This window comes from Mesorhizobium sp. M0833 (assembly GCF_040319905.1).
Lineage (GTDB): Bacteria > Pseudomonadota > Alphaproteobacteria > Rhizobiales > Rhizobiaceae > Mesorhizobium.
In genome coordinates this window covers 350524-373391 of the sequence record NZ_JAMYOQ010000001.1, presented here as the reverse complement: position 1 = coordinate 373391, position 22868 = coordinate 350524, and the positions used below count along the sequence as shown (strand labels likewise).

Genomic DNA, 22868 nt, shown 5'->3' with positions numbered 1-22868 from the left:
TCTGGCTCGCCTTTTGATCGAAATTGCCCGGAACGTTGATCCGGACTATCGTGCGCGTCTCGACGGAATCCCAACCGCCGATCCTCGCATGGAAACGCTTCGCCAGTTGCTGGTCGGCCGCGAAATTTCGGAGCTTTCACGAGTTACCCACCTGCTCGACGAACCTGAGCAGCTTGCGGCGGCAGTGGGGGGCGTCCTCCCCGGTGCAGCCGCACGCGCGTCTCATGCGCAACTCGGCGAGGCCCTTGCGCCAGTTGTCGAGAGGGCTGTGCAACGGTCCATCCAGAAAAGCCCGCGCACGCTGACGGATATATTATACCCGGTGTTTCTGCCGGCTATTCGCAAGTCGATCGGCGAAAAGATCGACCAAACCTTTCAGTCGCTGAATGAAACCTTAAGACACATATTTACTTGGCATGGGCTCAAGTGGAGATTTGAAGCTTGGAGAACGGGGGCAAGCTTCTCAGAAGTTGTTCTTAGGCATTCTCTTGTCTATCGTGTAGAACATGTCTTTCTCATTCACCGCAATTCCGGGCTTTTGATCAAGCATGTAACTGCCGAAAACGCAACCAGCGAAGATCCTCAACTGATTTCCTCGATGCTTAGTGCAATTCAGGATTTTGTAAAAGACTCATTTAACGAGAAAGAGCAGAGTGGCCTGGACACTATCCGTTTCGGGGAGCTTCGTCTCTGGTCGGAAGTTGGGCCGTTTGCGACCTTGGTTGCGGTGATCCGGGGAAATCCGCCGGAGGAATTACATGAGATAATTCGCGATGTATTGCTTCGCATCCATGATGAATGCTCACAGGCCCTGGAGCAGTTTGACGGCGACAGTTCGCAGTTGGCCGGCGTCGAGACGCAGTTGCAGACCTGCGTTGATCTGAAGCAGGAGGAATCAAACCAGGGATTTCCGTGGCTGGTCCTGGCTGCAGTCCTGCTGGTTTTGATTCCCGCAGGCGGTTGGTTCTTTCTTTCCTGGCAATCCGTGCAGCGCTGGCAGGCGTATGTGTCGCGACTGGGGATCCAGCCGGGCATCATCGTTGCCGACCAAAAGGTGCGCGATGGCCAATTCTATATTACCGGCCTGAGAGACCCTCTTGCCGCCGACCCGCAGTCGCTGTTGGCCGGAACGCAGGTCGATCCCGCCCGCGTTCATTCACACTGGCAATTCTATCAGAGTCTTGAGCCGGAGTTCGTGTTGAAGCGGCTGACGGCGTCGCTGGTTCCGCCGGATTCAGTACGACTTTCGATCGTCAATGATCGCATCGTTGCCGAGGGGGAGGCTCCCGACACCTGGATAGATCGGGCGCGCGCAGCAGCCCAGCAACTTTCGGCAGGTGGACCGGAATTCGATATCTCCAGGGTTCGTGATGTGAGCCCCGAAGCACGCGCGGCGGAGCGCTGGCAGACTTATGTGTCGCGACTGGAGGCCCAGCCGGGTATTATCGTTGCCGAACAAAAGGTGCGCGATGGCCAATTCTATATTGCCGGCCTGAGAGACCCTCTTGCCGCCGACCCGCAGTCGCTGTTGGCCGGTACGCAGGTCGATCCCGCCCGCGTTCATTCGCAGTGGCAATTCTATCAAAGCCTTGAGCCGGAGTTCGTGCTGAAGCGGCTGACAGCGTCGCTTAACCCGCCGAAATCGGTTCGGCTTTCGATCGTCGAGGATCGCATCGTTGCCGAGGGTGAGGCTCCCGACACCTGGATAGATCGGGCGCGCGCAGCGGCCCGACAGCTTTCGGCAGGCGGACCGGAATTCGACATCTCCAAAGTTCGTGATGTGAGCCCCGAAGCACGCGCGGCGGAGCACTGGCAGGCCTATGTGTCACGACTGGAGGCCCAAGCGGGAATCATCGTCGCCCAGCAAACGGCGAGGGGCGGACATTTCTATATTTCCGGCCTGAGAGACCCGCAGGCCGCCGACCCGCAGGTTCTGCTGTCCGGAACAGGGGTCGATCCTGCCCGCGTTCATTCGCAATGGCAATTCTATCAAAGCCTTCATCCGAAGTTCGTGGTGAAGCGGCTGATGGCGTCGCTGACTCCGCCGGATTCAGTACGGCTTTCGATCATCAAGGATCGCATCGTTGCCCAGGGTGAGGCTCCTGCCGCCTGGATAGATCGGGCGCGGGTCGCCGCCCAACAGCTGTCCGCGGACGGACTCTCTCTAGAACTCTCCGAGCTGCGTGAGTTGACCCCTCCGGAACTGACTCATTTGAGGGAGGCTATTCAAACGGTCAGCATTTTCTTCGATTCTGGCAAGGCTGTACCGGGACCAGAGCAACTGCCGGTTCTCGACAAATTGGCGAGTCAGTTGAAGGAATTGGCCACGGACGCCCGCAAGGCAGGGGTAACAGCACAATTCATGTTGACCGGCCATTCGGACGAGACGGGCCGTGAAACGGCCAAGTTGTCGATCAGCGCGGCGCGCGCGGAAACAGTTCGTGCGCTTCTCAAGAAACGCGGCGTCGATCCGGAATTGCTCTTGGTTCGCGGCGCGGGCACCTTTGAGCCAGCGGAGACTGAAAATAGCCGAACCGGGAGCTCCGCGAACCGCAGAGTTTCGGTTACGGTAAACTTCCACTAGGCGGAGCCCAGGATATTGCAAAAGAAGATCTGCATGTTGGGCGGGTTCGCTGTCGGAAAGACGAGTCTGGTTCGCAGGTTTGTGCAAAGCATCTTTTCAGAAACCTACTTGACCACGGTGGGAGTGAAAATCGACAAGAAGAGTGTCGCATTCCCGGACAAAACCGTGGATCTGATTTTGTGGGACTTGGCCGGCGAAGACGATATCGGCTCATTCCGCGTCAGCTATGTGCGAGGTGCGAGTGGGCTCGTGCTTGTCGTCGATGGAACACGCGCTGCTACTCTTGCCGTGGCGCTCACGTTGCGCGAGCGGGCCGAGGCTGAATTCGGCGCTATGCCGTTTGTATTGCTGTTCAACAAATCCGATCTGGCCGATCGGTGGGCAATATCGGATAGTGAAATTGACGAACTGAGGGAACTTGGATGGCAAATCTATCTAACAAGTGCGCTTTCGGGTGAACATGTTGATGACGCGTTTCGTCAACTTGCTTCGATGGTCAGCAAATAAACCATGCATGTCTTGCCAAGAGAAGTTAGAAGCTGGATTTACGATTTCTTCTACAACGAGCGCTCGGTCGCATATCTAAAAATCGACGCCCAGCTTTGCGTAGCTGCGAAGGGCGGTAACGTTAGACATTACGGACTCTCGTCAGTTCGCATAGGTAAGCCTGTTGCCGAGCAGCTTGAATTCATGGAAGGTTTGTTGCCCTGCCCGGAGCTTCCATTTGATATGGCCATGGTCGAACTGCCCGGCGGGCGTGTCGCGGACCTCCATCTTTTTGCTGACAATGCCTGCGTGTGGCTGCTCTTTCTTGACGCCGCTGCCGAACGCGACAATAGGCAGCGGCTTCAACAGAAGGCTTATGAAATGACGCTTCTGCAAGAGAGGGAGCGTCAACTCAACGAGAAATTACAATCGATGAACGAGGCGTTGAGGGCGAGCCAAGAGGGATTGTCGCGTGAATACCAACGCGCCGAAGCCCTACTCCTCAACATTCTTCCGGCGTCGATCGCGGAGCGCTTAAAAGCGGACGAACAAATTGCAGACAACCATGCTGACGTGAGTGTGCTTTTTGCCGACATCGTCGGTTTTACGGAAAGAGCGCGGAGCGTCGGAGCCGTAACGACGCTCGCTATTTTAAATTACTTCTTCAAGGCGGCGGATCTGCTCTCGGAGCAATACGGCTGCGAAAAGATCAAGACAATCGGCGATTGTGTGATGGTGGTCGCTGGCCTGCCCGCCGCGCGATCCGATCATGCGGAAGCCCTTGCGCACTATGCACTTGAACTGCGCAACGAGGTCAAGCGCGAACGCTTCGCAGGAGAACCGATAAGACTCAGAATTGGAATTCACTCGGGACCAATCGTGGCGGGCGTCATAGGCAAAAGGCGGTTTGCCTATGACCTATGGGGCGACACCGTTAATCTCGCCGCACGTATCCAAACGTCCGCGGAGCCCGATGAAATCCGTATTTCGGATGCAACTCATCAACTGCTTGGACCAAATTTTGCTTGCGACCCACTCGAGGAAACGGAATTGCGTGGTACAGGTCGTGTGCGAATGTGGCGGCTCCCGGCCTGATTTGCCGCATGGCAGCGCCGACCCGGAAGCGCATTGCATCTCTAGCCACACATGGTTTCCAATGTCCGCAGCGGTGCGCGAAGCAGTTGACCACCGAGCGACCGCCAAAGGTCTGTCCTGGTCAGCTCAGGAAATCAGTTCCTGAGGTTTAACGTCGATGCCCGGTTCATCGAACGGCCGGAGGCCTGGGCCGAGGAATGCCCTGTCCCCGCGGCCAAATAAACACCGCCAAGTACCCGGCGCAAGGTCCGGCTCGGAACGATGACGTCTTGCACCGCAACATCGGTTTCTTCAAGGTAGGGCAACAACCGACATAGATGTCGTTGCTTGCCGATTTGACCGGAAGGTTACAGCACGATGCCACGCATCACTCGACGATTGGGGGCCAGGGATCTGGCGCGTCCAGCACGGCGTCTCGGAGACCTGACTGCGATGTTTGCCTTGATTGCCAGGCCGCTCGTCTTTGGGATCGCCCTTTTGTTGGCTGGTCAGGCACAGGCGCAGGCGCCGGCGACGGTCCCGCCTGAAAGGGTCAAACAGCTGTTCGAGCTTCTCGACGATCCGTCAGTGAAGGCCTGGGTGGCCGAACAGCGAAATCAGGACGCCGGGTCAACGGGAGCGCCTGCCGAGCCAGGGGCTTCGCCGACCGACGCATCGTCCAGCGCCGTGGCCGCACCAGGCCCGATGAATACGATGGCATCCTCGACGCTCGATGGGATCAGGCATCATATCGAAAGAATCGTGCGAACTTTGCCCTTGCTGCCAAGCCAGTTCGCGCGCGTTCGGGCAGAGACAATGGAGGATATGTCCAGCAAGGGGCCTGCCGGCGTATTTGTGCTGATTGCAATGTTCATCGCTGCCGGCCTGGCGCTCACTTGGGCAACGTACAAGCTCACCCGCCCATTTCGTCTCTGGATTATCGCGCAACCCAAGGATACGCCCGTTGGGCGAGCCAAGAAGATTGGTGGCCGCCTGCTTTATTCCAGCATGCTGATAGTCTCATTCGCACTGGGCAGCGCCGGCGCATTCATGTTGTTCGACTGGCCGATGCTTATCCGCGAGATTGTACTGACATTTCTGATGGCGGCAGTCGTTACATGGGGTGTGCGCATGTACGTCATGGCCATGCTCGTTCCTTCCTTCATGAACGTCGAGAACGCCGTCGAGGTTCGTGCTTTGCCGATCACCAACGAAGCGGCTGACCATTGGTCCTTTTGGCTACCCCGGATCGTCGGCGTCTTCGCCTTCTTCGGCGCCGCGTTTATCCTCTTGCCAGGTCTCGGCATCGATCAGGACGGAATGATGGTCCTGTCACTGGGCGCCGATTTCGTGCTGCTGTTGCTCCTGCTGCTTGCCATTTGGCGTCGGCCAAGAACGCAGCGAGACGGTGCGAGCCACATCGGTCACACGGAAGCGACATGGCTATTGACTGCTTATTTCGTCGTCCTGTTCCTGCAACGTATCGCCGGCCTTAATACATACTTCTGGTTCACCTTCGCCGCATTCTTCCTGCCTTTGGCGATCGTGGTGACGCAGCGCGGGGTTAATTTCGTTCTGCGGCCAGGTTCGGAAGATGTCGGCCGGCCCACGATCCCGGCGGTGACGATCGCTGTCATCGATCGCGGAATCCGAATGATTTTCATCCTGGCGGCGGCTTACCTTCTCGCACGTGTCTGGGGTCTGGACATGCAATCCATGCGGGACAGCGATACGACGACAACGTTCATATTGCGCGGCTTGATCAATGTCGTGGTGATTGCCCTCGCCGCCGACTTCGGCTGGTCGATCATCAAAGCTTTGATTGAACGAAAGCTCGGCATCGAAACACCGCACCCTGTGATCAGCGACGAGGACGTTCCGGTCCTCGATCCGCAACAGGCGCGGCTGCACACGCTCTTGCCGATCCTCCAGAACATTCTGCTCGCATCGATCATCGTGATGGCGGTGCTTATGATGCTCGCCTCGCTGGGAATCCAGATCGGCCCATTGATTGCCGGCGCCGGCGTCGTCGGCGTCGCCGTGGGCTTTGGCGCACAAACCATCGTCAAGGACGTTATTTCAGGCGTGTTTTTTCTGCTCGATGATGCGTTTCGTGTTGGCGAATACATTTCATCGGGCAATTACAAGGGTACTGTGGAAAGCTTTTCGCTGCGCTCGGTGAAGCTGCGCCACCATCGTGGTCCGCTGTTCACGATACCTTTCGGTGAACTCGGGGCAGTCCAGAACCAGAGCCGTGACTGGGTTATCGACAAATTCAACATCACCGTTGGTTATGACACCGATATCGACTTCGCTCGCAAGCTGATCAAGCGGATCGGCCTCGAACTGGCGGAAGATCCAGAGTTCAAACACTGGGTGCTCGACCCGATCAAGATGCAGGGCGTACAGGAGTTCGGCGAATACGGCATCGTGTTGAGGGTCAAGGCCACAACCAGACCGGGAGGCGCGTTCGGTATGAAACGCAAGTTCTATGTACGCCTGCGCCAGGTCTTCAAGGAGCAGGGCATCGAACTCCCATTTCCGACCGTCCAGGTCCAGGGGCTACAGAACCCACATGGAGCGGAGAATGCGCCGTTGGAGCTCACACCCGAGTTGAAAATGGCCGTCGCGCAGTCGCATACCAATCGGCGCAGAAAAAAAGCTAGCACAACGGAATAGGGAAGCTGTGACACCTGCCGGTCACAGCGCCGCTTTCACGACGAAGAACGTCTTGCCGATCCGTCAGAAATTTGCGCTCTTGATTTCAAACACCATTTCGACGGTCCGCGATTGCTCGGTTTCAGCGACTATCGGTATCAATCAATCGATTTCTTTCTGACGACCGCCGGCCGAGCCGTACCGGCAGTTCCCAAAAAGACCGTCGCGAGATTTACATCGGGCTGCGGTACGCTTGAGACCGCGCCATCGACTACCTGCCGGACGTCAGTCGCGCGATATGGACAGCCCCGCGAGAAGCGGCGCGTACGCGGCGAGCCTGCGGGATACGAACTCCGTGAAGAGCCGCACGCGCTTCGTCTTGCGTGTCTCCCCCTGCGTGAGAAGCCAGAGCGTTCCATGCATGTGCAGGTCGGCGCCCGGCACCCTCACCAGGAGGGGGTCGGCATCCCCGACGAAGCACGGCAGTGTCGTCATCCCCAGCCCTTGCCGTACTGCAACGATCTGCGCCTCGCCGTCCGTGGTCCTGAATGGAACCCCCGTGGTGCGAACCTCACCCTCGCGGGCCCAGTCCGGGATGCCATGAATGCTTATGACGATCCACCGGATGGGATCAGACGAACCCGCACGCCATGCGGTTAGTCGATCGCGAGACATGTAGACGCCGCCGAACAGCTCCGGTCCCTTCAGGCCGTGAAGATTGAGCGGCAGGGTTTTGCGGTCGTAAACGACGCGGATCGCGACATCGGCCTCTCGGTTGGTCAGATTTGCCAGCTCGCCGGACGACAAGATTTCCATCTCGATGTCCGGATGCAGGCGCGCGAAATCGGCGAAGTCCGGCATGAGCAGGTGTGTCGCGAGGGGCGGTGCCAGCGTCACCCGCAAGAGTCCGCGTACGCCCTGGTCGCGCCCGAAGATTCGCGTCTCCAGCCGGTTCGACGACGCCTCCATCTGCTCCGCGAACTCGAGGACCTCCTCGCCCGCAGCCGTCAGGCGGTAGCCCGAGGGCAGCTTCTCGAACATCTGCGCCCCCAGCCGCTCCTCCAGTTGGGCAAGGCGCCGCAGCACTGTGGTGTGGTTGACCCCGAGGCGCTCGGCGGCAGCCCGCACCGAGCCTCCGCGCGCGACGGCAAGAAAGTAGCGAACGTCGTCCCAGTCGATCATGGTGCAATCCCGCACCGCGGGGTGCGCCTTCCAAAGCCCGTATCTAACACACCGAACAGCAATACGCGCGGTCATCATAGCCTATGTCGGCGAGCGCGGCCCAATTCCGAACGGCGGACACCGGTCATAGCGCCAGTCGTCCAGCCGGATCGATTTCGCACCACCGATGTGCGCGCTTCCGCACTCAATAACTGACGCCGGCGGACCCATTTCGAGGTTCTCGGAGGCAGATGCTGTCCCGACACCACGAAAGGAGAAGTCATGGGAAAGCTTGAGGGTAAGGTTGCAGTCATCACGGGCGGATCGAGCGGCATGGCGCTGGCGAGCGCCAAGCGGTTCGTTGAAGAAGGCGCCTATGTTTTCATCACGGGCCGGAGACAGGAGGCGCTGGACGAGGCCGTCAAGCTGATCGGCCGAAACGTGACCGGCGTGCGCGGCGACGCGGCCAATCTCGACGACCTCGACCGCCTGTTCGATACAGTCAAGCGGGAAAAGGGCAGGATCGACGTCCTGTATGCGAGCGCCGGCACGGGCGAAGCTGTCCCACTGGGCGAGATTACCGAGCAGCACTTCGATGCGGCCTTCGGCCTGAATACGCGCGGCACGCTGTTTACGGTGCAGAAGGCGTTGCCGCTGTTCAACGATGGCGGATCGATCTTCATGACCGGGTCAGTTGCTTCGGTAAAGGGTTTTCCTGGTTACAGTGTGTATGCGGGGAGCAAGGCGGCGCTGCACGCATTCGCGCGCGGGTGGCTCAACGAACTCAAGGGCAGGAATATCCGGGTGAACGTGCTGCACCCGGGGCCGATCGCCACACCGATGCAGGACCAAGTTCTCACCGAGGAGGCGAAGCAGATGTTCGAATCCCTGATCCCGCGGGGAAAGATGGGGCGTCCTGAGGAAATTGCGACGGCCGCGCTGTTTCTTGCTTCCGACGATTCGAGCTTCGTGAATGGGGTGGAGTTGTCTGTTGATGGCGGCTTCTCGGCCATCTGAAGGCCGGGGGAATCAATACCAACACGGATTGGAGAAGTATTATGAGCTACGCGATTGTAGGATTCGGTAAGATAGGCCAGGCCCTCGCCCACGCCTTCGCCCGTAAAAACATCGACGTGACCGTCGCGAGCCGCCGGCCGCCCGAGGCGTTGGCGCCGCAGGCTCGGGCGATCGGCCCCACGGTCGTCGCCAAGTCGCTGCGGGAAGCACTCGAGGCCGACACGATCATCTTGGCAATCCCGTTCTGGGAGCACCGCGAGATTGCGAAGACCCTGCCGAGCTGGGAAGGCAAGACAGTCATCGACGCGACGAACGTGTTTCCAGTCCCTGAAGAGCTGGACGGTCTCCCGTCCTCCGTCGTCATCGCGAAGGCGTTCATCGGCGCCAAGCTCGTCAAAGCTTTCAATCACCTGGTTGCGGCCACCCTGGCTGCGGATCCGGTCGTCGACGGCGGCCACCGGGTCGTCTTTCTGTCGAGCGACGACGAGGACGCGACCGCTCCCGTGGCGGCCTTGGCCAAACAACTCGGGTTCGCACCCGTCAAGCTGGGAAAGCTCAACGAGGGTGGCGCGCTGGTGCACGCACGCGGCCGTACTTGGGGCCAGCTCATCTTCCAGGATTTGTTCAAGAAGGAGTGACTATCGACATCAATTGGTCGATTTTCCGCTTCGCAGGCACACGCACATTCGGCATAGCGCCTGATAAAAGACCGTCAGCAGTAAAGCGCATGGGCGAGAGAGACCGTTTCGCGACGGCCTCTCCTACGTCCGCTCCGCGGTTATCGGCCGTCGTCCGCCGTTTTGAAAACCCCTGAGGTGATCTGCCCTTTTTGGGACTAACCGCGCTTAGAGAATTCCTCGGCTGCGATACGAACCGCCTGCTGTGTCGCGGGATAGCCGCTGTAAGGAGTGAGGTTTATGAGCGTTTCCAGGATTTCTTCCCGCGTCGCGCCAACGTTCAACGCGGCGTTGATGTGCACGCGAAGCGGAATCTCTGTCGTGGCAGAACCAACGGCTGCCAGAGCAGCGCATGCGCTGAGTTCCCGAGACTTCATGTCGATTCCGCTCCGCGAAAACACCTCACCATAAGAATGCTCGACGATCATTCGACCGAGATCAGGTGCGACATCATCGAAACTGCGGACCACGGCATCGCCCGATGAACCGGACGTTTTTGCAAGCGTAGCACGCCCGCGTTCCAACCGGTCTGCGCGGCTCTCGACCACGGCGGGTGGGGGCACGTTTGCCGCAATCGTTGGCGACCCGGCAGCGAAGATATCCTTGGCGACGGCGAAGGCGTTGAGCGCTGCCGGAAACCCCCGATAGACGCTGAGCTGGATCAGCACCTCGATGATTTCCTCTCGCGTCACGCCATGGGCAAGCGCGCCGGCGAGATGAAGACGGAGCGCCGCCACACGATTGCCGCTGGCAGCAAGCATCGAGATGATTGCTAACAGTTTGGCTTTTTGTTCGAGGCCGTCGCGCGCCAGCATTTCACCAAAGGCGAACTCGATGGAGAGTTGCGCGAGGTCAGGCGAACCGGCAGCAAAGCCATCGAAATATGCCTGCACATCGCCTCCAGAGAGCCGGTCGAGCGCCTCCAACCCGGCCTGTCGGCGTGTCGATCCATCGCCTGCGGAGGGCTCGATGGGTTCAAAAGCGAGCTTGCGCTCAGCGAACACCGCACGAATAAGCCCGATCGCATTTACCGTTGGCGCGAAGCCGAGGAGCGCTACAGATATAAACATGAGTTCGATGAGCGCCTTCGGCTCGCCGCCAGCGTTGAGGAAGCCCGCCATATGAAACTCCAACTGCGGCTGGGCGCTTCCGTCGGCAAGCAGCATTGAAATAGTGCACAGCTGACGCAATGGGAGGTCGAGACCTGGCCGCGATAGAATGTCTCCGTATGGGTATTCTACGGTGAAACGAGAAAGGTCGACGGATGTCTCGGCAAGACTATTAATCGGCGCGTCGAAATTCTCTCCGCCAATCTGCCGTAAGATTTCAAGACCGCGTGAATAACGACTATCGTGAGATGTTGCTGTCATTGCATATGCCTTCTGATTGATCGTGGCGGGAGTCCCGCCCACGGCGACAAGGGCAGCTCCAAAAAACTCTGGCCGGACGCGGGTGCGCTGTGCTCGCCGGCGATCTCTCTCACGAAGCGTCCCGGACTTGGTCGTGAACCAAAGAAGGGAACTAGCCATAGTCGAAGGCGCTCGACAAGGAATGCTGGTCGCGACCGCCCCACACCAGGCACAGCCGGATTTGATACAAACCCTCGGAACGTGACCTCTGCAGTCGAGGGTTTGTATCATCGGAGCCGACGCTAATGCCGGCTGATCCCAGTCATCGCGAATTGAGAACTGTCGGCTACTTTGCTGTGCTGGTATCGCCTACAGCGCGATATCCTATCCTACTTTACTCCACAGCACGCCCCTCACTCCCACTCGATTGTTCTTGAGTATGGCAACGCCCTGCTCTAACGGCGCAATTTTTTCTACACTCAATGGAGAACCAACGCAGAGCGCGCTCGGTCTCCCCTTGAATGCCGCTAATCCGTGTGTTACATACTGAACCACATGGTTCAGTATGCTCGGATCCGCTTCGATGCCTCGTTCGCCGCGCTCTCGGACGCCACCCGACGCGGCGTTCTGGAGCATCTCGGACGTGCAGACGCTTCGATCACGGACCTTGCCGAAAAGTTCCACATGACCCTCACGGGCATGAAAAAGCATGTCGGCGTCTTGGAGCAGGCGGGGCTCGTGACCACGGAGAAGGTCGGACGCGTGCGGACCTGCAAGCTCGGCCTGCGCCGACTAGAGGAAGAGGCGGCATGGATCGAGAGGTACAACCAGCTCTGGGACGCACGCTTCGACGAGTTGGATAAGGTTATCGAGGAACTGAAACAGAAGGAGAAGGTCGATGGACGCAGGAAGTGAGAGTGAGCCTACCCCCATGAAGAACCGCACGACGGTGGAACGGAAGTCCGAGCGTGAGCTAGTCGTTACGCGAACCTTTGACGCCCCGGCGCGCATCGTGTTCGAGGCGTGGACCAAGCCCGAGCTGTTCCAGCAGTGGTGGGTGCCGAAGTCGATGGGCATGCTCCTGCGTTCCTGCCAAATGGATGTTCGTGTCGGGGGCAAGTACCGTCTCGAGTTCGAACCCGATGCTATGGCGTTCTTCGGCACGTACCTCGAAGTGACAGCGCACTCGCGCCTCGTCTGGACCAATGAGGAAGATGGTGAGGGTGGGCCCGTGACCACGGTGACCTTCGAGGAAAAAGGTGGCAAGACGCTGCTGGTCCTGCACGAGCTCTATCCCTCGAAGGAAGTTCTCGAGGCTGCCGGCACCGGGGCGGCGGATGCAATGGTCGAGACGTTCGAGCAACTGGACGAGCTTCTTATCACCCTGGGCGCGCGCGTGGGACGGTCATGAAGTCGTCGATCTCGCGGTCGGCCGCTTGGCTCTTCACTACGCGGAAGAGAACCCCGACGAGGTCGTCGCCGCCCTCTGCGGACCTACGAGACCATCATCAACCTCATTGGCAACACGACCAACCGAGGTGGTCTCGTCGTGCGCGTCCGCCTCAACCACCTTTTTGCGCGCCATTCTACGCTGGAGCACTACCGCATTCGGAAACGCATTCTGAGGCCGACGTGCGCGGTGGGCCGCAATCAAATGTCCTCGTCGAGGATAGTTCGGCCGCTCAGTCGGAACGGTGGTAGCGCCAGAAGCCTGACCGCCATGCTGATTGCAAAGCTGGCATCGCTCAGCAGATGGTGCTCTGCTGGGCGCTGCGAGTCCAAGACGCGTCGCGATAGATTTACCGGATCATTGATGTTCCGATAGTGCGAAAGTGGATTTCGAAGAGCCATGAGGCGTCGAAGGTTAGCGGCATTCTCTTTCGTGATGATCTGACGCAGCTGACCGGCCGAAGACGCCCCTCAGGGGAGAGGGGGGCCGTGTTCCGTGGCACCGGCCCGCAACCTTCATAATATGAAGGCCCGCGGCAACCGGAGAAGGGTATCTGTGCTCTCAAACCAGCATCGACTGCTGGGCGAAGATACCCGCCATCGCGCCGTGCGATGATGCCGTGGTGACCGAGGCCATGAGGGGGTTGGCGAGGTCGCCGGCAGCGTAGATGCCGGGAATGCTGGTTTCGCGGCGCTCGTCGACCTTGAGGGCGATGCCGAGGGGCGTATCGACCGTGGCGAGGCCCAGTGATTCATGCAGGCTTGCGGACGGCTTGTTGCGCGGATGGGCGAACAGGATGTCGACCGCGACATTGCGGCCGGTATCGAGATTGACGGTGGCGATATGGCCCCCGCGATGGGCGATCTCGGTGATCCGGCCATCGACGACAGGTATGTTGCGGCGCGCCAGATCGGCCCGGATATCGGGTGGAATGTCGTGACCATCGGCGAAGAGCGTTAACGTGTCGGTCCAATCGTGGTACAGCCTGACATAATTGTGCGACTGCGGGCCGGACCAGACAAGGCCCCAATGCTGGCCGGCGACTTCAAAGCCGTCGCAATAGGGACAGGGCACGATGGACGTGCCCCAGCTTTCGGCAAAGCCCGGAACATCAGGCATCTGGTCGGCGACGCCATAGCTCAGGATCAGGCGGCGCGCCCCAAGGCTTTCGCCATCGCCAGTGAGGACGGAGAAATCGTCGATGGCGCCGGAGACGCTGTCGGCCCGGGCACTGACCAGCCTGATCGTGGGATAACGCGCCAGCTGCTGCCGCGCCTCGGCCAGGATGTCCAGCGGTGGCTTGTGATCGTGACCGAGCAGGCCATGCGAGTGGCCGGCGAAGCGATTGCGCGGCAGGCCGGTATCGAGAACGGTGACCTTGCGGCGGGCACGGCCGAGCTGCAGGGCGCCGGCGAGACCGGCAAAGCTGCCGCCGATGATGATCACGTCATCCATGGTGATAAACTCCGTGTTGTGGATGGAGGGGGTTGGCCTGGGCCTGGCGCGAAATATCGTCCAGCGATACGCGCTCGAGACGGGCAGCGAGCAGGGCTTCGGCATCGACGAGAAAGTCGTCCATCACTGTGTTGACCGGCCGGACAATGCCGCATTCGATATCGCCGGGCGGCCCAGGGAAACTTGGATTTGGAGGACAGGTTGAAACTTACCCATTGGCTTGCACATTTCAGATACTACATGGTATCGTAATGCAAGAATTAGGATACTGTCAAGTACAGGAATTGTCGTGACCGTAAACAGCCAGGGCCGGCGCGGCCGGCCCGTCAACGAGGCGCTTGGCCAAACGATAGTCGATGCCGCGTGCGAACTCTTTGTGGAATTGGGTTTTCAAGCGACGACATTGGACAAGGTCGCCCAGCGAGCGAGGATATCCAAGCTCAGCATCTATCGGCACTTCGAGAACAAGGAGGCGCTGTTCAGCGCGGCCATCGCGGCCCACTGTCATCAGTTTGCACCACAGGCTCTTATTGAAGGTCTCGACGGTTCGGCAGAACATCAGCTCATGGCGGTGGGAACATCCCTGCTTCGCACGCTGTTGAGCCCGGACGTCCGCAATGTCGAAGCCATGATCATGGCCGACAAGACGAATCAAAAGTCGTTAAGCAGGCTCCATTACGAAGCCGGCCCCGCCTATGTCATCGCCCAAATCGAGGCCCTGTTGCGTCAGTTGCACGCGAAGGCGGTTCTGAACGTGCCCGATCCTCTCCGGTCCGCCCGCTTGTTTGCCGCGCTTTTCAAAGGATCCGATCTCCTGATTATCGCACGCTTCGATCAGGCGAGAGCAGAGGACGACAACGAAATCGAATCCTATTGCCGGTCGGCAGTCGCCATGTTCATCGCCGCGCACGGTGGCAACGACCACGCGGGCGGATAAGCATTTAATTGCTCCGGGCAGCTTGGCCGGGACCGTCGTCCAGGCGCTTCGTCATATTGGGCCGGCGCGCGCGGCCGAGCTTGCACAGATCGCGGCGCCTCATCTTTCTCCCAACGATAAAAAGACGCTCGCATCTACCGCGGTCCAAGCTCCCGCCTGGATGGGGTCGACGCTTCTCTCCATCGCAGATCCGGCAGCAGTCGGGACAACAGAAAAGTACCGTCGAATCCCAAAAACGAATGACGGTACTTTTTAGAATGCTCTGTCGGATACGAAAATCGCCGTCAAAAGTACCGTCAGAGTGATCTGCTACAAGCTGCGAGCCGCGCTAGGGCCCCTCCGATAAACTTAACGATTTCAATGACTTGATAGGTGTGTCAATTCCATTGATAATGTGCCTTGGCTAGCAGTCTGCCCTCCCCGCAAATCATTGTATTTTCTGCGAAATTCTACGCTAGAGCCGCCTATCATCGCCGTTCCTTCACTCCCACTCGATTGTACCTGGGGGCTTGCTCGTCACGTCGTAGACGACGCGGTTGATGCCGCGCACTTCGTTGATGATGCGCGTAGCGGCGGCACCGAGGAAGGCCATATCGTAGTGGTAGAAATCCGCCGTCATGCCGTCGACCGAGGTGACGGCGCGCAGCGCGCAGACGAACTCGTAGGTGCGGCCGTCGCCCATCACGCCGACGGTCTGCACCGGCAGCAGCACGGCGAAAGCCTGCCAGATGGCGTCGTAGAGGCCGGCCTTGCGGATCTCGTCGAGATAGATGGCGTCGGCCTCGCGCAGGATCTCCAGCTTTTCGCGGGTGATGCCGCCCGGGCAGCGGATGGCGAGACCGGGACCGGGGAACGGATGCCGGCCGATGAAGCTGTCGGGCAGGCCGAGTTCCTTGCCGAGCGCCCTCACCTCGTCCTTGAACAATTCGCGCAGCGGCTCGACCAGCTGCATGTTCATGCGCTCGGGCAAGCCGCCGACATTATGGTGCGACTTGATCGTCACCGACGGGCCGCCGGTGAAGGAGACGCTTTCGATGACGTCGGGATAGAGGGTGCCTTGCGCCAGAAAATCGGCGCCGCCGAGCTTCTCGGCCTCCTCCTCGAACACCTCGATGAACAGCCGCCCGATGGTCTTGCGCTTCTTCTCGGGGTCCGACTCGCCCTCGAGCGCGCCGATGAAACGGTCCGCAGCGTCGACCAGGATCAGCGGCAGATTGTAGTGCTGGCGAAACATCTCCACCACGCCTGATGCCTCGTCCTTGCGCATCAGCCCATGGTCGACGAGGATGCAGGTAAGCTGGTCGCCGACCGCCTCGTGGATCAGGAGTGCTGCCACAGAGGAATCGACGCCGCCTGAAAGCGCGCAGATCACCTTGCCCTTGCCGACCTGCTTACGGATCGTCTCGACCGCGTGCTCGCGGTAAGCGCGCATCGTCCAATCGCCCTCAATACCGGCGATGTTGTGGACGAAGTTTTGGAGCAGTCTGGCGCCGTCCGGCGTATGCACCACTTCGGGGTGGAACATGAGGCCGTACATCTTGCGCTCGACATTGCCGAAGATGGCGAAGGGCGAGCCCTCCGATTTTCCGAGCACCTCGAACCCTTTGGGCAGGGAGATGACGCGGTCGCCATGGCTCATCCACACCTGGTGGCGCTGGCCGGGCGCCCACAGGCCCTCGAACAACGGGCTGTCCTTGGCGATCTCGACGAAGGCGCGGCCGAATTCGCGATGATCGGAGCTTTCGGCGACGCCGCCCATCTGCACGCACATCGCCATCTGGCCATAGCAGATGCCGAGCACCGGCACGCCGGCGTCGAAGACCATCTGCGGCGCGCGCGGACTGCCGATGTCGCCGGTCGAGGCCGGGCCGCCGGACAGGATCACCGCCCTCGGATCGATGCGCTTGAACGCCGCCTCGGCCGACTGGAAGGGCACGATCTCGGAAAAGACACCGGCCTCGCGGATGCGGCGGGCGATCAGCTGGGTAAACTGGCTGCCGAAATCGACAATCAGGACGGTGTCGGGATGATTGGCTGTTTTCATGGCGAGCGTTTAGAGAAAGAAACGAGTCGGCGCAATGGGTTGCGAGGCCTCTCTCTCATTCCGATTCCGCATCTTCACGCGACAGATCAAACTCGATCGCGCCGAAGGCGATCGCCTGTTCCAGCAGTTGCACCGCCGCGGCCAGCTTCTCGTCGATGACGTGCAGATATTCGGTCCAGTCGCCGACATGCCTCAGATCGGCTGCCCCGTCGGAAATGCCTCGCAGGCCGATAAGCGGCACGTCGAACAGTTGGCAGGCGCGCAGGCAGGCGAAGGTCTCCATATCGACCATGTCGGCGGCGATCGCGTCGTAGGCGGCGCCGGTGACGATTGCCGCACCGGTCGACAGCGTCGCTTGCCTGATGCCAGGAATTCTGAACGGCAGCGGCACGCTGACAGGCAGATCGAGGAACGGCGTAGCGCCCTTCTCGAACCCCAGGGGCGAGGCGTCCATGTCGCGGTAGGCGACTGAAACGGCCTGGTAGATTTCCGTCTGCTCCAGCGTCCGGCTGCCCGCCGACCCGAGCGACACGACGAGATCGGGCAGCGCCATCCCGGCATGCAGCCGGGACAGTTCGGCGCTGAGTCCGACGCCGGCCTCGACCGGTCCGACGCCGGTCATCAGCGGCGTGAACAGCCGCTGCAGGTGTGGACCGTATTCGGCTTCGACCGCCATGACGAAGAGAACGGACTTGCCGGAGATCGGGGTGAGCTCACCAGGTGCCTTGCCGGCCATGATCGTCGATCCTCCCCTGCCCGCTCCTCAGCCTTCGATACCGTCGCGGCCGAGCACTGTCATCATCGTTCCGGTCATCGTGGCGATCAGCTTGGCCTCGCCATCGACGGCGAACGCATAGGCTTGTCCGTCGGCGACGATGATGGTGCGGCCAGGCTTGGTTACCGAGCCGCGGAACAGAAAGCGCTCGCCCCTGCCCGGCGCCAGCAGGTTGACCTTGAACTCGATGGTCAGCACGCCGGAATTTTCCGGCATCAGCGAGAATGCCGCATAGCCGCAGGCCGAGTCGAGAGCCGTCGAAATGACGCCAGCATGGAGAAAGCCATGCTGCTGCGTCAGAGCCGCCGAATAGGGCATTTCGATCTCGATGATGCCGGGCGTCACCAGCGTCAGCTCGGCGCCAATCGTCATCATCGCGTTCTGGCGCGCAAAGGACGTCCTGACGCGGTCCTCATAGTCGGGAGCAGGAACGATCTTTGCTGCCATGGCCGTCGCCCTTCGTTTCTCGGCAAATCCTATTGCAAAGGCATTTATCGCAGAGGGGTGGGCGGCAGGCAATCGCAAATGCTGCACTGCAGCATTCGGCCCCGGCTGTGTGTCCATGGCAAAGGTTCAGCCGGCGCGGCGCAGCGCGCAGAAATAGAAACCGTCGGTGCCGCTCAGCAACGGTGACAGCGAAATGCCGCCCGCAGCGCCTATCCGCATGGCCGCTTCGTGGCCCGCAAAACGGCTGTCCCAAAGCTGGCGGGGATCGACTGGGACAAAACCGGGATGGCGGTCCCGGAACGCCGAAACCTGGTCGCCATTTTCCTCGTCGAACACCGAACAGGTGATGTAGACCAGCAGGCCGCCGGGTTTGACGAAGTCGCTGGCGGCATCGAGTATCGTCTCCTGCTCGCCCTTGCGCGCGTCGAGCTGCCTCTGTGTCAGCCGCCATTTGGCATCCGGCCGGCGCCGCCACGTGCCGCTGCCGGTGCAGGGCGCATCGATCAGGACGATGTCCATATGCCTGCCGAGCGGCGCGAGTTCGGCCGGCCTGGTGACGATCTGCACATTGCGGTTTTCCGAGCGGCGGATGCGGTCGAAGATCGGCGCCAGCCTGGCCTTCTCGGCGTCGTGGGCGAAGATCTGGCCGCGATTGTCCATCGCCGCGGACAACGCCAGCGTCTTGCCGCCGGCGCCGGCGCAAAAATCGAGCACCTGCATTCCAGGTTCGGCGCCGGCCAGTTCGGCCGCAATCTGCGAACCCTCGTCCTGAACCTCGAACCAGCCTTTCTGGAAGGCCGGCTCGGCCTGCACGTTCGGGTGCCTGCCGTCGCCTTCGATCGGCGGGATGCGGATGCCGTGCGGCGCGATCCGCGCAGGCTTGGCGCCGGTCTCCGCCAACTCGGCCAGCACCTTGCCGCGATCGGCCTTGAGGGTATTGACCCTGAGGTCGAGCGGCGGGCGTGTCGCCAGCGCGGCACCCTCTTCCACCCAGGCCGTGCCGAACGCGCGCTCGAACAGCGGCATGCACCAGTCGGGGATATCTGCCCTGACAGCCGGCGGCGCATCGGCGAGCCGGCGACCGCCAAGCGTTGCCAGTTCGTCGGCGGTAAGCAGCGGCGGCGCGAACTTGTCGCCCTCGAGCGCCTCGTTCAGCGACTGCGCCGTCTGGCCCCATTCGAGCAGCAGCGCGCCGAAGCCGATGGCGCGCGGCGTGTCCTCGCCGAGCAGCCAGCCGGCCGAGCGCTTGCGGCGCAGCGCGTCATAGACGATGTTGCCGATCGCGGCGCGGTCGCCGCCACCGGCGAAGCGGTGCGACAGGCCCCAGTCCTTCAGCGCATCAGCCACCGGCCGGTGGCGCCGGCCAATGTCGTCAAGCACTTCAATGGCTGCCGCCAGCCGCCCGCCCAGTCTCATTGTCGTCTTCCATTACTCAGCAAAACAAAATCCGGCCCTGCTCTTAGAGCTTTTCGTGTCCTGATTGAAACAGTTCTGTTTCCCCGACGGCGAGACAATCCATGCAAGGGGTGACGAGTGTGGGTTGGTGCATCGCGAGCCGCCGCCACCAAGCGGGCGCCGGCATGCGTAACCAAACAATTCATCAATACATTACAAGTCTCTAATGTGCATGTCTGGCGCTCACAAGCATAGCGGCTTGCGAAACTGCTCTGCTTTCCAAGTTTTCCGGTTGCGAATACTCTTTGCGCGGTGATTCGCGTCGCAGAAAAGGCGGAGCCGCGGGTCGATACGAGGAGAGGGCAATGAAGACTTATCTGGCGGAAGTTCTAGGCACGTTTCTATTGGTGTTCATCGGCACGGCTTCGGTGGTGACGGGCGGCTTCGGCGGCGCGCTGCCGCTTGGCCAGGAAGGTATCGGTCTGGCGTTCGGCATCGGCCTGATCGCGGCGGCCTATGCGATCGGCCCGATTTCGGGCGCGCACCTCAATCCGGCGGTGACGCTCGGTGTATTCCTCGCCGGGCGGATGCCGGCCAGGGATGTCATTCCCTATTGGATCGCGCAGGTCATCGGCGCCATCATCGCGTCGCTGGCACTGTGGATCATCGTCTCCGGACAGGTGGGCGGCCACACCGGCGGCTTCGGCGCCAATGGCTGGGATGTGACGAAATGGGGCGTCAGCTCGGCCTTGCTGTGGGAGCTGATCGGCACTTTCACCTTCGTCACGGTGATCCTCGGCGTCACCAACGCCAAGCACACCACGGCCTTCGCCGGCCTCGTAATCGGCCTAACGCTGGCCGGCCTGCACTTCGCTATCATCCCGGTGACCGGCACATCGCTCAACCCGGCCCGTTCGATCGGACCGGCGCTGTTTTCGGGAACTGCGGCGATCGGCCAGCTGTGGCTGTTCATCGTCGCGCCGCTGATCGGCGGCGCCATTGCCGGCGTGGTTGCCAAGGCCGGTATCTTCGAGAAGGACTGACTTTTCGGAAGCCCAACGAAAAAAGGCGCGGGTCGAGGCCCGCCCCTTTTTTTTTTGCGTCGAGAAATTCGTATGCCCGGATCAGGCCGCCAGGTCAAAACGGTCGGCGTTCATCACCTTGGTCCACGCCGCAACGAAATCCCTGACGAACTTCTGCCCGGCGTCCGCCGACCCGTAGACCTCGGCCAGCGCCCGCAGCTGCGCATGCGAGCCGAAGATCAGGTCCGCGCGGGTGCCGGTCCACTTGACCGCCCTGGTCTTGCGGTCGCGCGCTTCGTAGACTTCATCGGAGCCGGCCGCCGGATCCCAGACAGTGTTCATGGAGAGCAGGCTGACGAAGAAATCGTTGGTCAACGTGCCCGGCCTGTCGGTGAACACCCCGTGCTTCGACTGACCGGTGTTGGCGCCGAGCACCCGCAACCCGCCAACGAGCACCGTCATCTCCGGCGCCGTCAAGGTCAGCAGCTGCGCCCGATCGACCAGCATCGCTTCGACCGACATCGGCGGCTTGCCCCTGACATAATTGCGGAAGCCATCGACTTTCGGCTCGAGCGCGGCGAAGGACTGGACATCCGTCTGTTCCTGCGAGGCGTCCATGCGGCCTGGCGTGAACGGCACCCCCACGTCATGGCCGCCGTCTTTCGCCGCCTTCTCGACCGCGGCTACGCCGCCGAGAACGATGAGGTCGGCAAGCGAGATCTTCTTGCCGCCGAACTGCGCTGCGTTGAACTCGCTCTGGATGCCTTCGAGCTTTTCGAGCACCTTGGCCAGTTGCGCCGGCTGGTTGACCTCCCAATCCTTCTGCGGCGCCAGGCGGATGCGGGCGCCGTTGGCGCCGCCACGCTTGTCGGAGCCGCGGAAAGTCGAGGCCGAGGCCCAGGCGGTCGAGACCAGTTCTGAGACGGACAGGCCGGAGGCCAGGATCTTCGCCTTCAGCGAGGCGATATCCTGCTCGCTGACCAGTTCGTGGTCGACTGCCGGTATCGGATCCTGCCAGATCAGCTCTTCCTTCGGCACGAGCGGGCCGAGATAGCGGACGGCCGGACCCATGTCGCGATGGGTCAGCTTGAACCAGGCGCGGGCGAAGGCATCGGCGAACTGATCAGGATTCTGATGGAAGCGCCGCGAGATCTTCTCATAGGCCGGGTCGACGCGCAAAGCGAGGTCGGTGGTCAGCATCGCCGGGGCGCGACGCTTCGACGGATCGTGCGCGTCCGGCACGGTGCCTGCACCGGCGCCGCCCTTGGGCGTCCACTGATGGGCGCCGGCCGGGCTCTTGGTCAGCTCCCATTCGTAGTTGAACAGATTGTCGAAGAAGTTGTTGCTCCATTTGGTCGGCGTCGTGGTCCAGGTCACCTCGAGGCCCGAGGTGATGGCGTCGCCGGCAATGCCGGTGGCGTGCTTGCTCGACCAGCCGAGGCCCTGCGCCTCGATGCCGGCGCCTTCCGGCTCCGGGCCGACCAGCGATGCATCACCGGCGCCGTGGGTCTTGCCGAAGGTGTGACCGCCGGCGATGAGCGCCACGGTTTCCTCATCGTTCATGGCCATGCGAGCGAAGGTTTCGCGGATGTCGCGCGCCGCGGCCAATGGATCGGGCGTGCCGTTCGGCCCTTCCGGGTTGACGTAGATCAGCCCCATCTGCACGGCGCCGAGATGGCCCTGAAGTTCGCGGTCGCCGGAATAGCGCTCGTCGGCGAGCCACTTGGTTTCCGATCCCCAGTCCACGTCCTGCTCGGGCTCCCAGACATCGGCGCGGCCGCCGGCAAAGCCGAACGTCTTGAAGCCCATCGATTCCAGCGCGACGTTGCCGGTGAGGATCAACAGGTCGGCCCAGGAGATTTTCCTGCCGTATTTCTGCTTGACCGGCCACAGCAGCCGGCGCGCCTTGTCGAGATTGGCGTTGTCCGGCCAGCTGTTGAGCGGCGCGAAACGCTGCTGGCCGGCGCCGGCACCGCCACGGCCGTCGCCGATGCGATAGGTGCCGGCGCTGTGCCAGGCCATGCGGATGAAGAGCGGGCCGTAGTGGCCGAAATCGGCCGGCCACCAATCCTGCGAATCGGTCATCACCTGGTGCAGGTCCCTGATCACCGCATCGAGATCGAGGCTCTTGAATTCCTTGGCGTAGTCGAAGTCCTCGTCCATCGGATCCGAGAGGCTGGACTGCTGGTGGAGGACGCCAAGGTCGAGCTGGTTTGGCCACCAGTCGCGGTTGCTCCTCCTGGCCGATCCATGTGGGACCGGGCATTTGCCGGCGCTTTTGTCGTCGGTTTTCGCGTCCATCTTTGCCTCCGATTTGTTGATTGTCCGGGATTTTGT

Annotated in this window: 19 protein-coding genes; 10 read left to right on the top strand and 9 right to left on the bottom strand. The window is 61.0% G+C overall.

Going from position 1 to position 22868, the window contains the following annotated elements:
- Positions 1-13 precede the first annotated feature (13 nt).
- The 4 genes from NKH98_RS01745 to NKH98_RS01730 all read left to right on the top strand — a co-directional run bounded on the left by NKH98_RS01745 (position 14) and on the right by NKH98_RS01730 (position 6823).
- Positions 14-2584 (top strand): OmpA family protein, encoded by a 2571-nt coding sequence (locus NKH98_RS01745; RefSeq protein WP_352896209.1) that lies wholly within the window; start codon positions 14-16, stop codon positions 2582-2584.
- Between the two features lie 15 nt (positions 2585-2599).
- A complete protein-coding gene (locus NKH98_RS01740) occupies positions 2600-3091 on the top strand; it encodes a Rab family GTPase (protein WP_352475796.1) in 492 nt (163 codons plus the stop codon).
- Between the two features lie 3 nt (positions 3092-3094).
- Positions 3095-4165: an adenylate/guanylate cyclase domain-containing protein gene (locus tag NKH98_RS01735; RefSeq protein WP_352475797.1), complete on the top strand. Its 1071-nt coding sequence runs from the start codon at positions 3095-3097 to the stop codon at positions 4163-4165.
- A gap of 432 nt (positions 4166-4597) precedes the next feature.
- Positions 4598-6823, top strand: coding sequence for a mechanosensitive ion channel family protein (locus tag NKH98_RS01730; protein ID WP_352896206.1), 2226 nt, complete (start codon positions 4598-4600; stop codon positions 6821-6823).
- Between the two features lie 264 nt (positions 6824-7087).
- Here NKH98_RS01730 and NKH98_RS01725 read toward each other — a convergent pair whose 3' ends face one another.
- Positions 7088-7984: a LysR family transcriptional regulator gene (locus NKH98_RS01725; RefSeq protein WP_254818892.1), complete on the bottom strand. Its 897-nt coding sequence runs from the start codon at positions 7982-7984 to the stop codon at positions 7088-7090.
- A 261-nt stretch (positions 7985-8245) separates the two neighbouring features.
- Here NKH98_RS01725 and NKH98_RS01720 point away from each other — a divergent pair, with 261 nt between their 5' ends.
- Both NKH98_RS01720 and NKH98_RS01715 read left to right on the top strand, forming a co-directional pair.
- Positions 8246-8980 (top strand): SDR family NAD(P)-dependent oxidoreductase, encoded by a 735-nt coding sequence (locus NKH98_RS01720; RefSeq protein ID WP_254818893.1) that lies wholly within the window; start codon positions 8246-8248, stop codon positions 8978-8980.
- A gap of 41 nt (positions 8981-9021) precedes the next feature.
- A complete protein-coding gene (locus NKH98_RS01715; protein ID WP_352475799.1) occupies positions 9022-9618 on the top strand; it encodes an NADPH-dependent F420 reductase in 597 nt (198 codons plus the stop codon).
- A 197-nt stretch (positions 9619-9815) separates the two neighbouring features.
- Here the strand turns inward: NKH98_RS01715 and NKH98_RS01710 are convergent, their stop codons facing one another.
- On the bottom strand, positions 9816-11027 hold the full coding sequence (locus tag NKH98_RS01710) for a carboxymuconolactone decarboxylase family protein (protein ID WP_352896202.1): 1212 nt from the start codon (positions 11025-11027) through the stop codon (positions 9816-9818).
- A gap of 534 nt (positions 11028-11561) precedes the next feature.
- On the opposite strand from NKH98_RS01710, the gene NKH98_RS01705 reads away from it, so the two are divergent.
- On the top strand, positions 11562-11921 hold the full coding sequence (locus NKH98_RS01705; RefSeq protein WP_352645093.1) for an ArsR/SmtB family transcription factor: 360 nt from the start codon (positions 11562-11564) through the stop codon (positions 11919-11921).
- A gap of 16 nt (positions 11922-11937) precedes the next feature.
- Complete coding sequence (locus tag NKH98_RS01700; protein ID WP_352896199.1) at positions 11938-12417, top strand: SRPBCC family protein; 480 nt, start codon at positions 11938-11940, stop codon at positions 12415-12417.
- 600 nt (positions 12418-13017) lie between these two features.
- Here the strand turns inward: NKH98_RS01700 and NKH98_RS01695 are convergent.
- A complete protein-coding gene (locus NKH98_RS01695; RefSeq protein ID WP_352896196.1) occupies positions 13018-13911 on the bottom strand; it encodes an NAD(P)/FAD-dependent oxidoreductase in 894 nt (297 codons plus the stop codon).
- The gene (locus NKH98_RS01690; RefSeq protein WP_352896193.1) at positions 13904-14035 is read right to left on the bottom strand and encodes a hypothetical protein; all 132 of its coding nucleotides are present in this window, start codon (positions 14033-14035) and stop codon (positions 13904-13906) included. Before NKH98_RS01690 ends, NKH98_RS01695 begins: the two co-directional genes overlap by 8 nt.
- 165 nt (positions 14036-14200) lie before the next feature.
- Between NKH98_RS01690 and NKH98_RS01685 the strand changes: the two genes are divergently transcribed.
- Positions 14201-14848: a TetR/AcrR family transcriptional regulator gene (locus NKH98_RS01685; protein WP_352896191.1), complete on the top strand. Its 648-nt coding sequence runs from the start codon at positions 14201-14203 to the stop codon at positions 14846-14848.
- A 481-nt stretch (positions 14849-15329) separates the two neighbouring features.
- Here the strand turns inward: NKH98_RS01685 and guaA are convergent, their stop codons facing one another.
- The 4 genes from guaA to NKH98_RS01660 all read right to left on the bottom strand — a co-directional run bounded on the left by guaA (position 15330) and on the right by NKH98_RS01660 (position 19530).
- Entirely contained in the window at positions 15330-16892 is a 1563-nt protein-coding gene (guaA, locus tag NKH98_RS01675) for a glutamine-hydrolyzing GMP synthase (RefSeq protein WP_352896188.1), read from the bottom strand.
- Positions 16893-16947: 55 nt separating this feature from the next.
- Positions 16948-17628: a 5'-methylthioadenosine/S-adenosylhomocysteine nucleosidase gene (locus tag NKH98_RS01670; protein WP_352896185.1), complete on the bottom strand. Its 681-nt coding sequence runs from the start codon at positions 17626-17628 to the stop codon at positions 16948-16950.
- A 27-nt stretch (positions 17629-17655) separates the two neighbouring features.
- Positions 17656-18114 (bottom strand): PaaI family thioesterase, encoded by a 459-nt coding sequence (locus tag NKH98_RS01665; protein ID WP_023677140.1) that lies wholly within the window; start codon positions 18112-18114, stop codon positions 17656-17658.
- Positions 18115-18240: 126 nt separating this feature from the next.
- Positions 18241-19530, bottom strand: a complete 1290-nt coding sequence (locus NKH98_RS01660) for an RsmB/NOP family class I SAM-dependent RNA methyltransferase (RefSeq protein WP_352896182.1) — start codon at positions 19528-19530, stop codon at positions 18241-18243.
- 344 nt (positions 19531-19874) lie between these two features.
- Here NKH98_RS01660 and NKH98_RS01655 point away from each other — a divergent pair, with 344 nt between their 5' ends.
- A complete protein-coding gene (locus NKH98_RS01655) occupies positions 19875-20552 on the top strand; it encodes an MIP/aquaporin family protein (protein ID WP_254819333.1) in 678 nt (225 codons plus the stop codon).
- Positions 20553-20633: 81 nt separating this feature from the next.
- Here NKH98_RS01655 and katG read toward each other — a convergent pair whose 3' ends face one another.
- Entirely contained in the window at positions 20634-22832 is a 2199-nt protein-coding gene (gene katG, locus NKH98_RS01650) for a catalase/peroxidase HPI (protein WP_352896179.1), read from the bottom strand.
- Between the last annotated feature and the right edge of the window lie 36 nt (positions 22833-22868).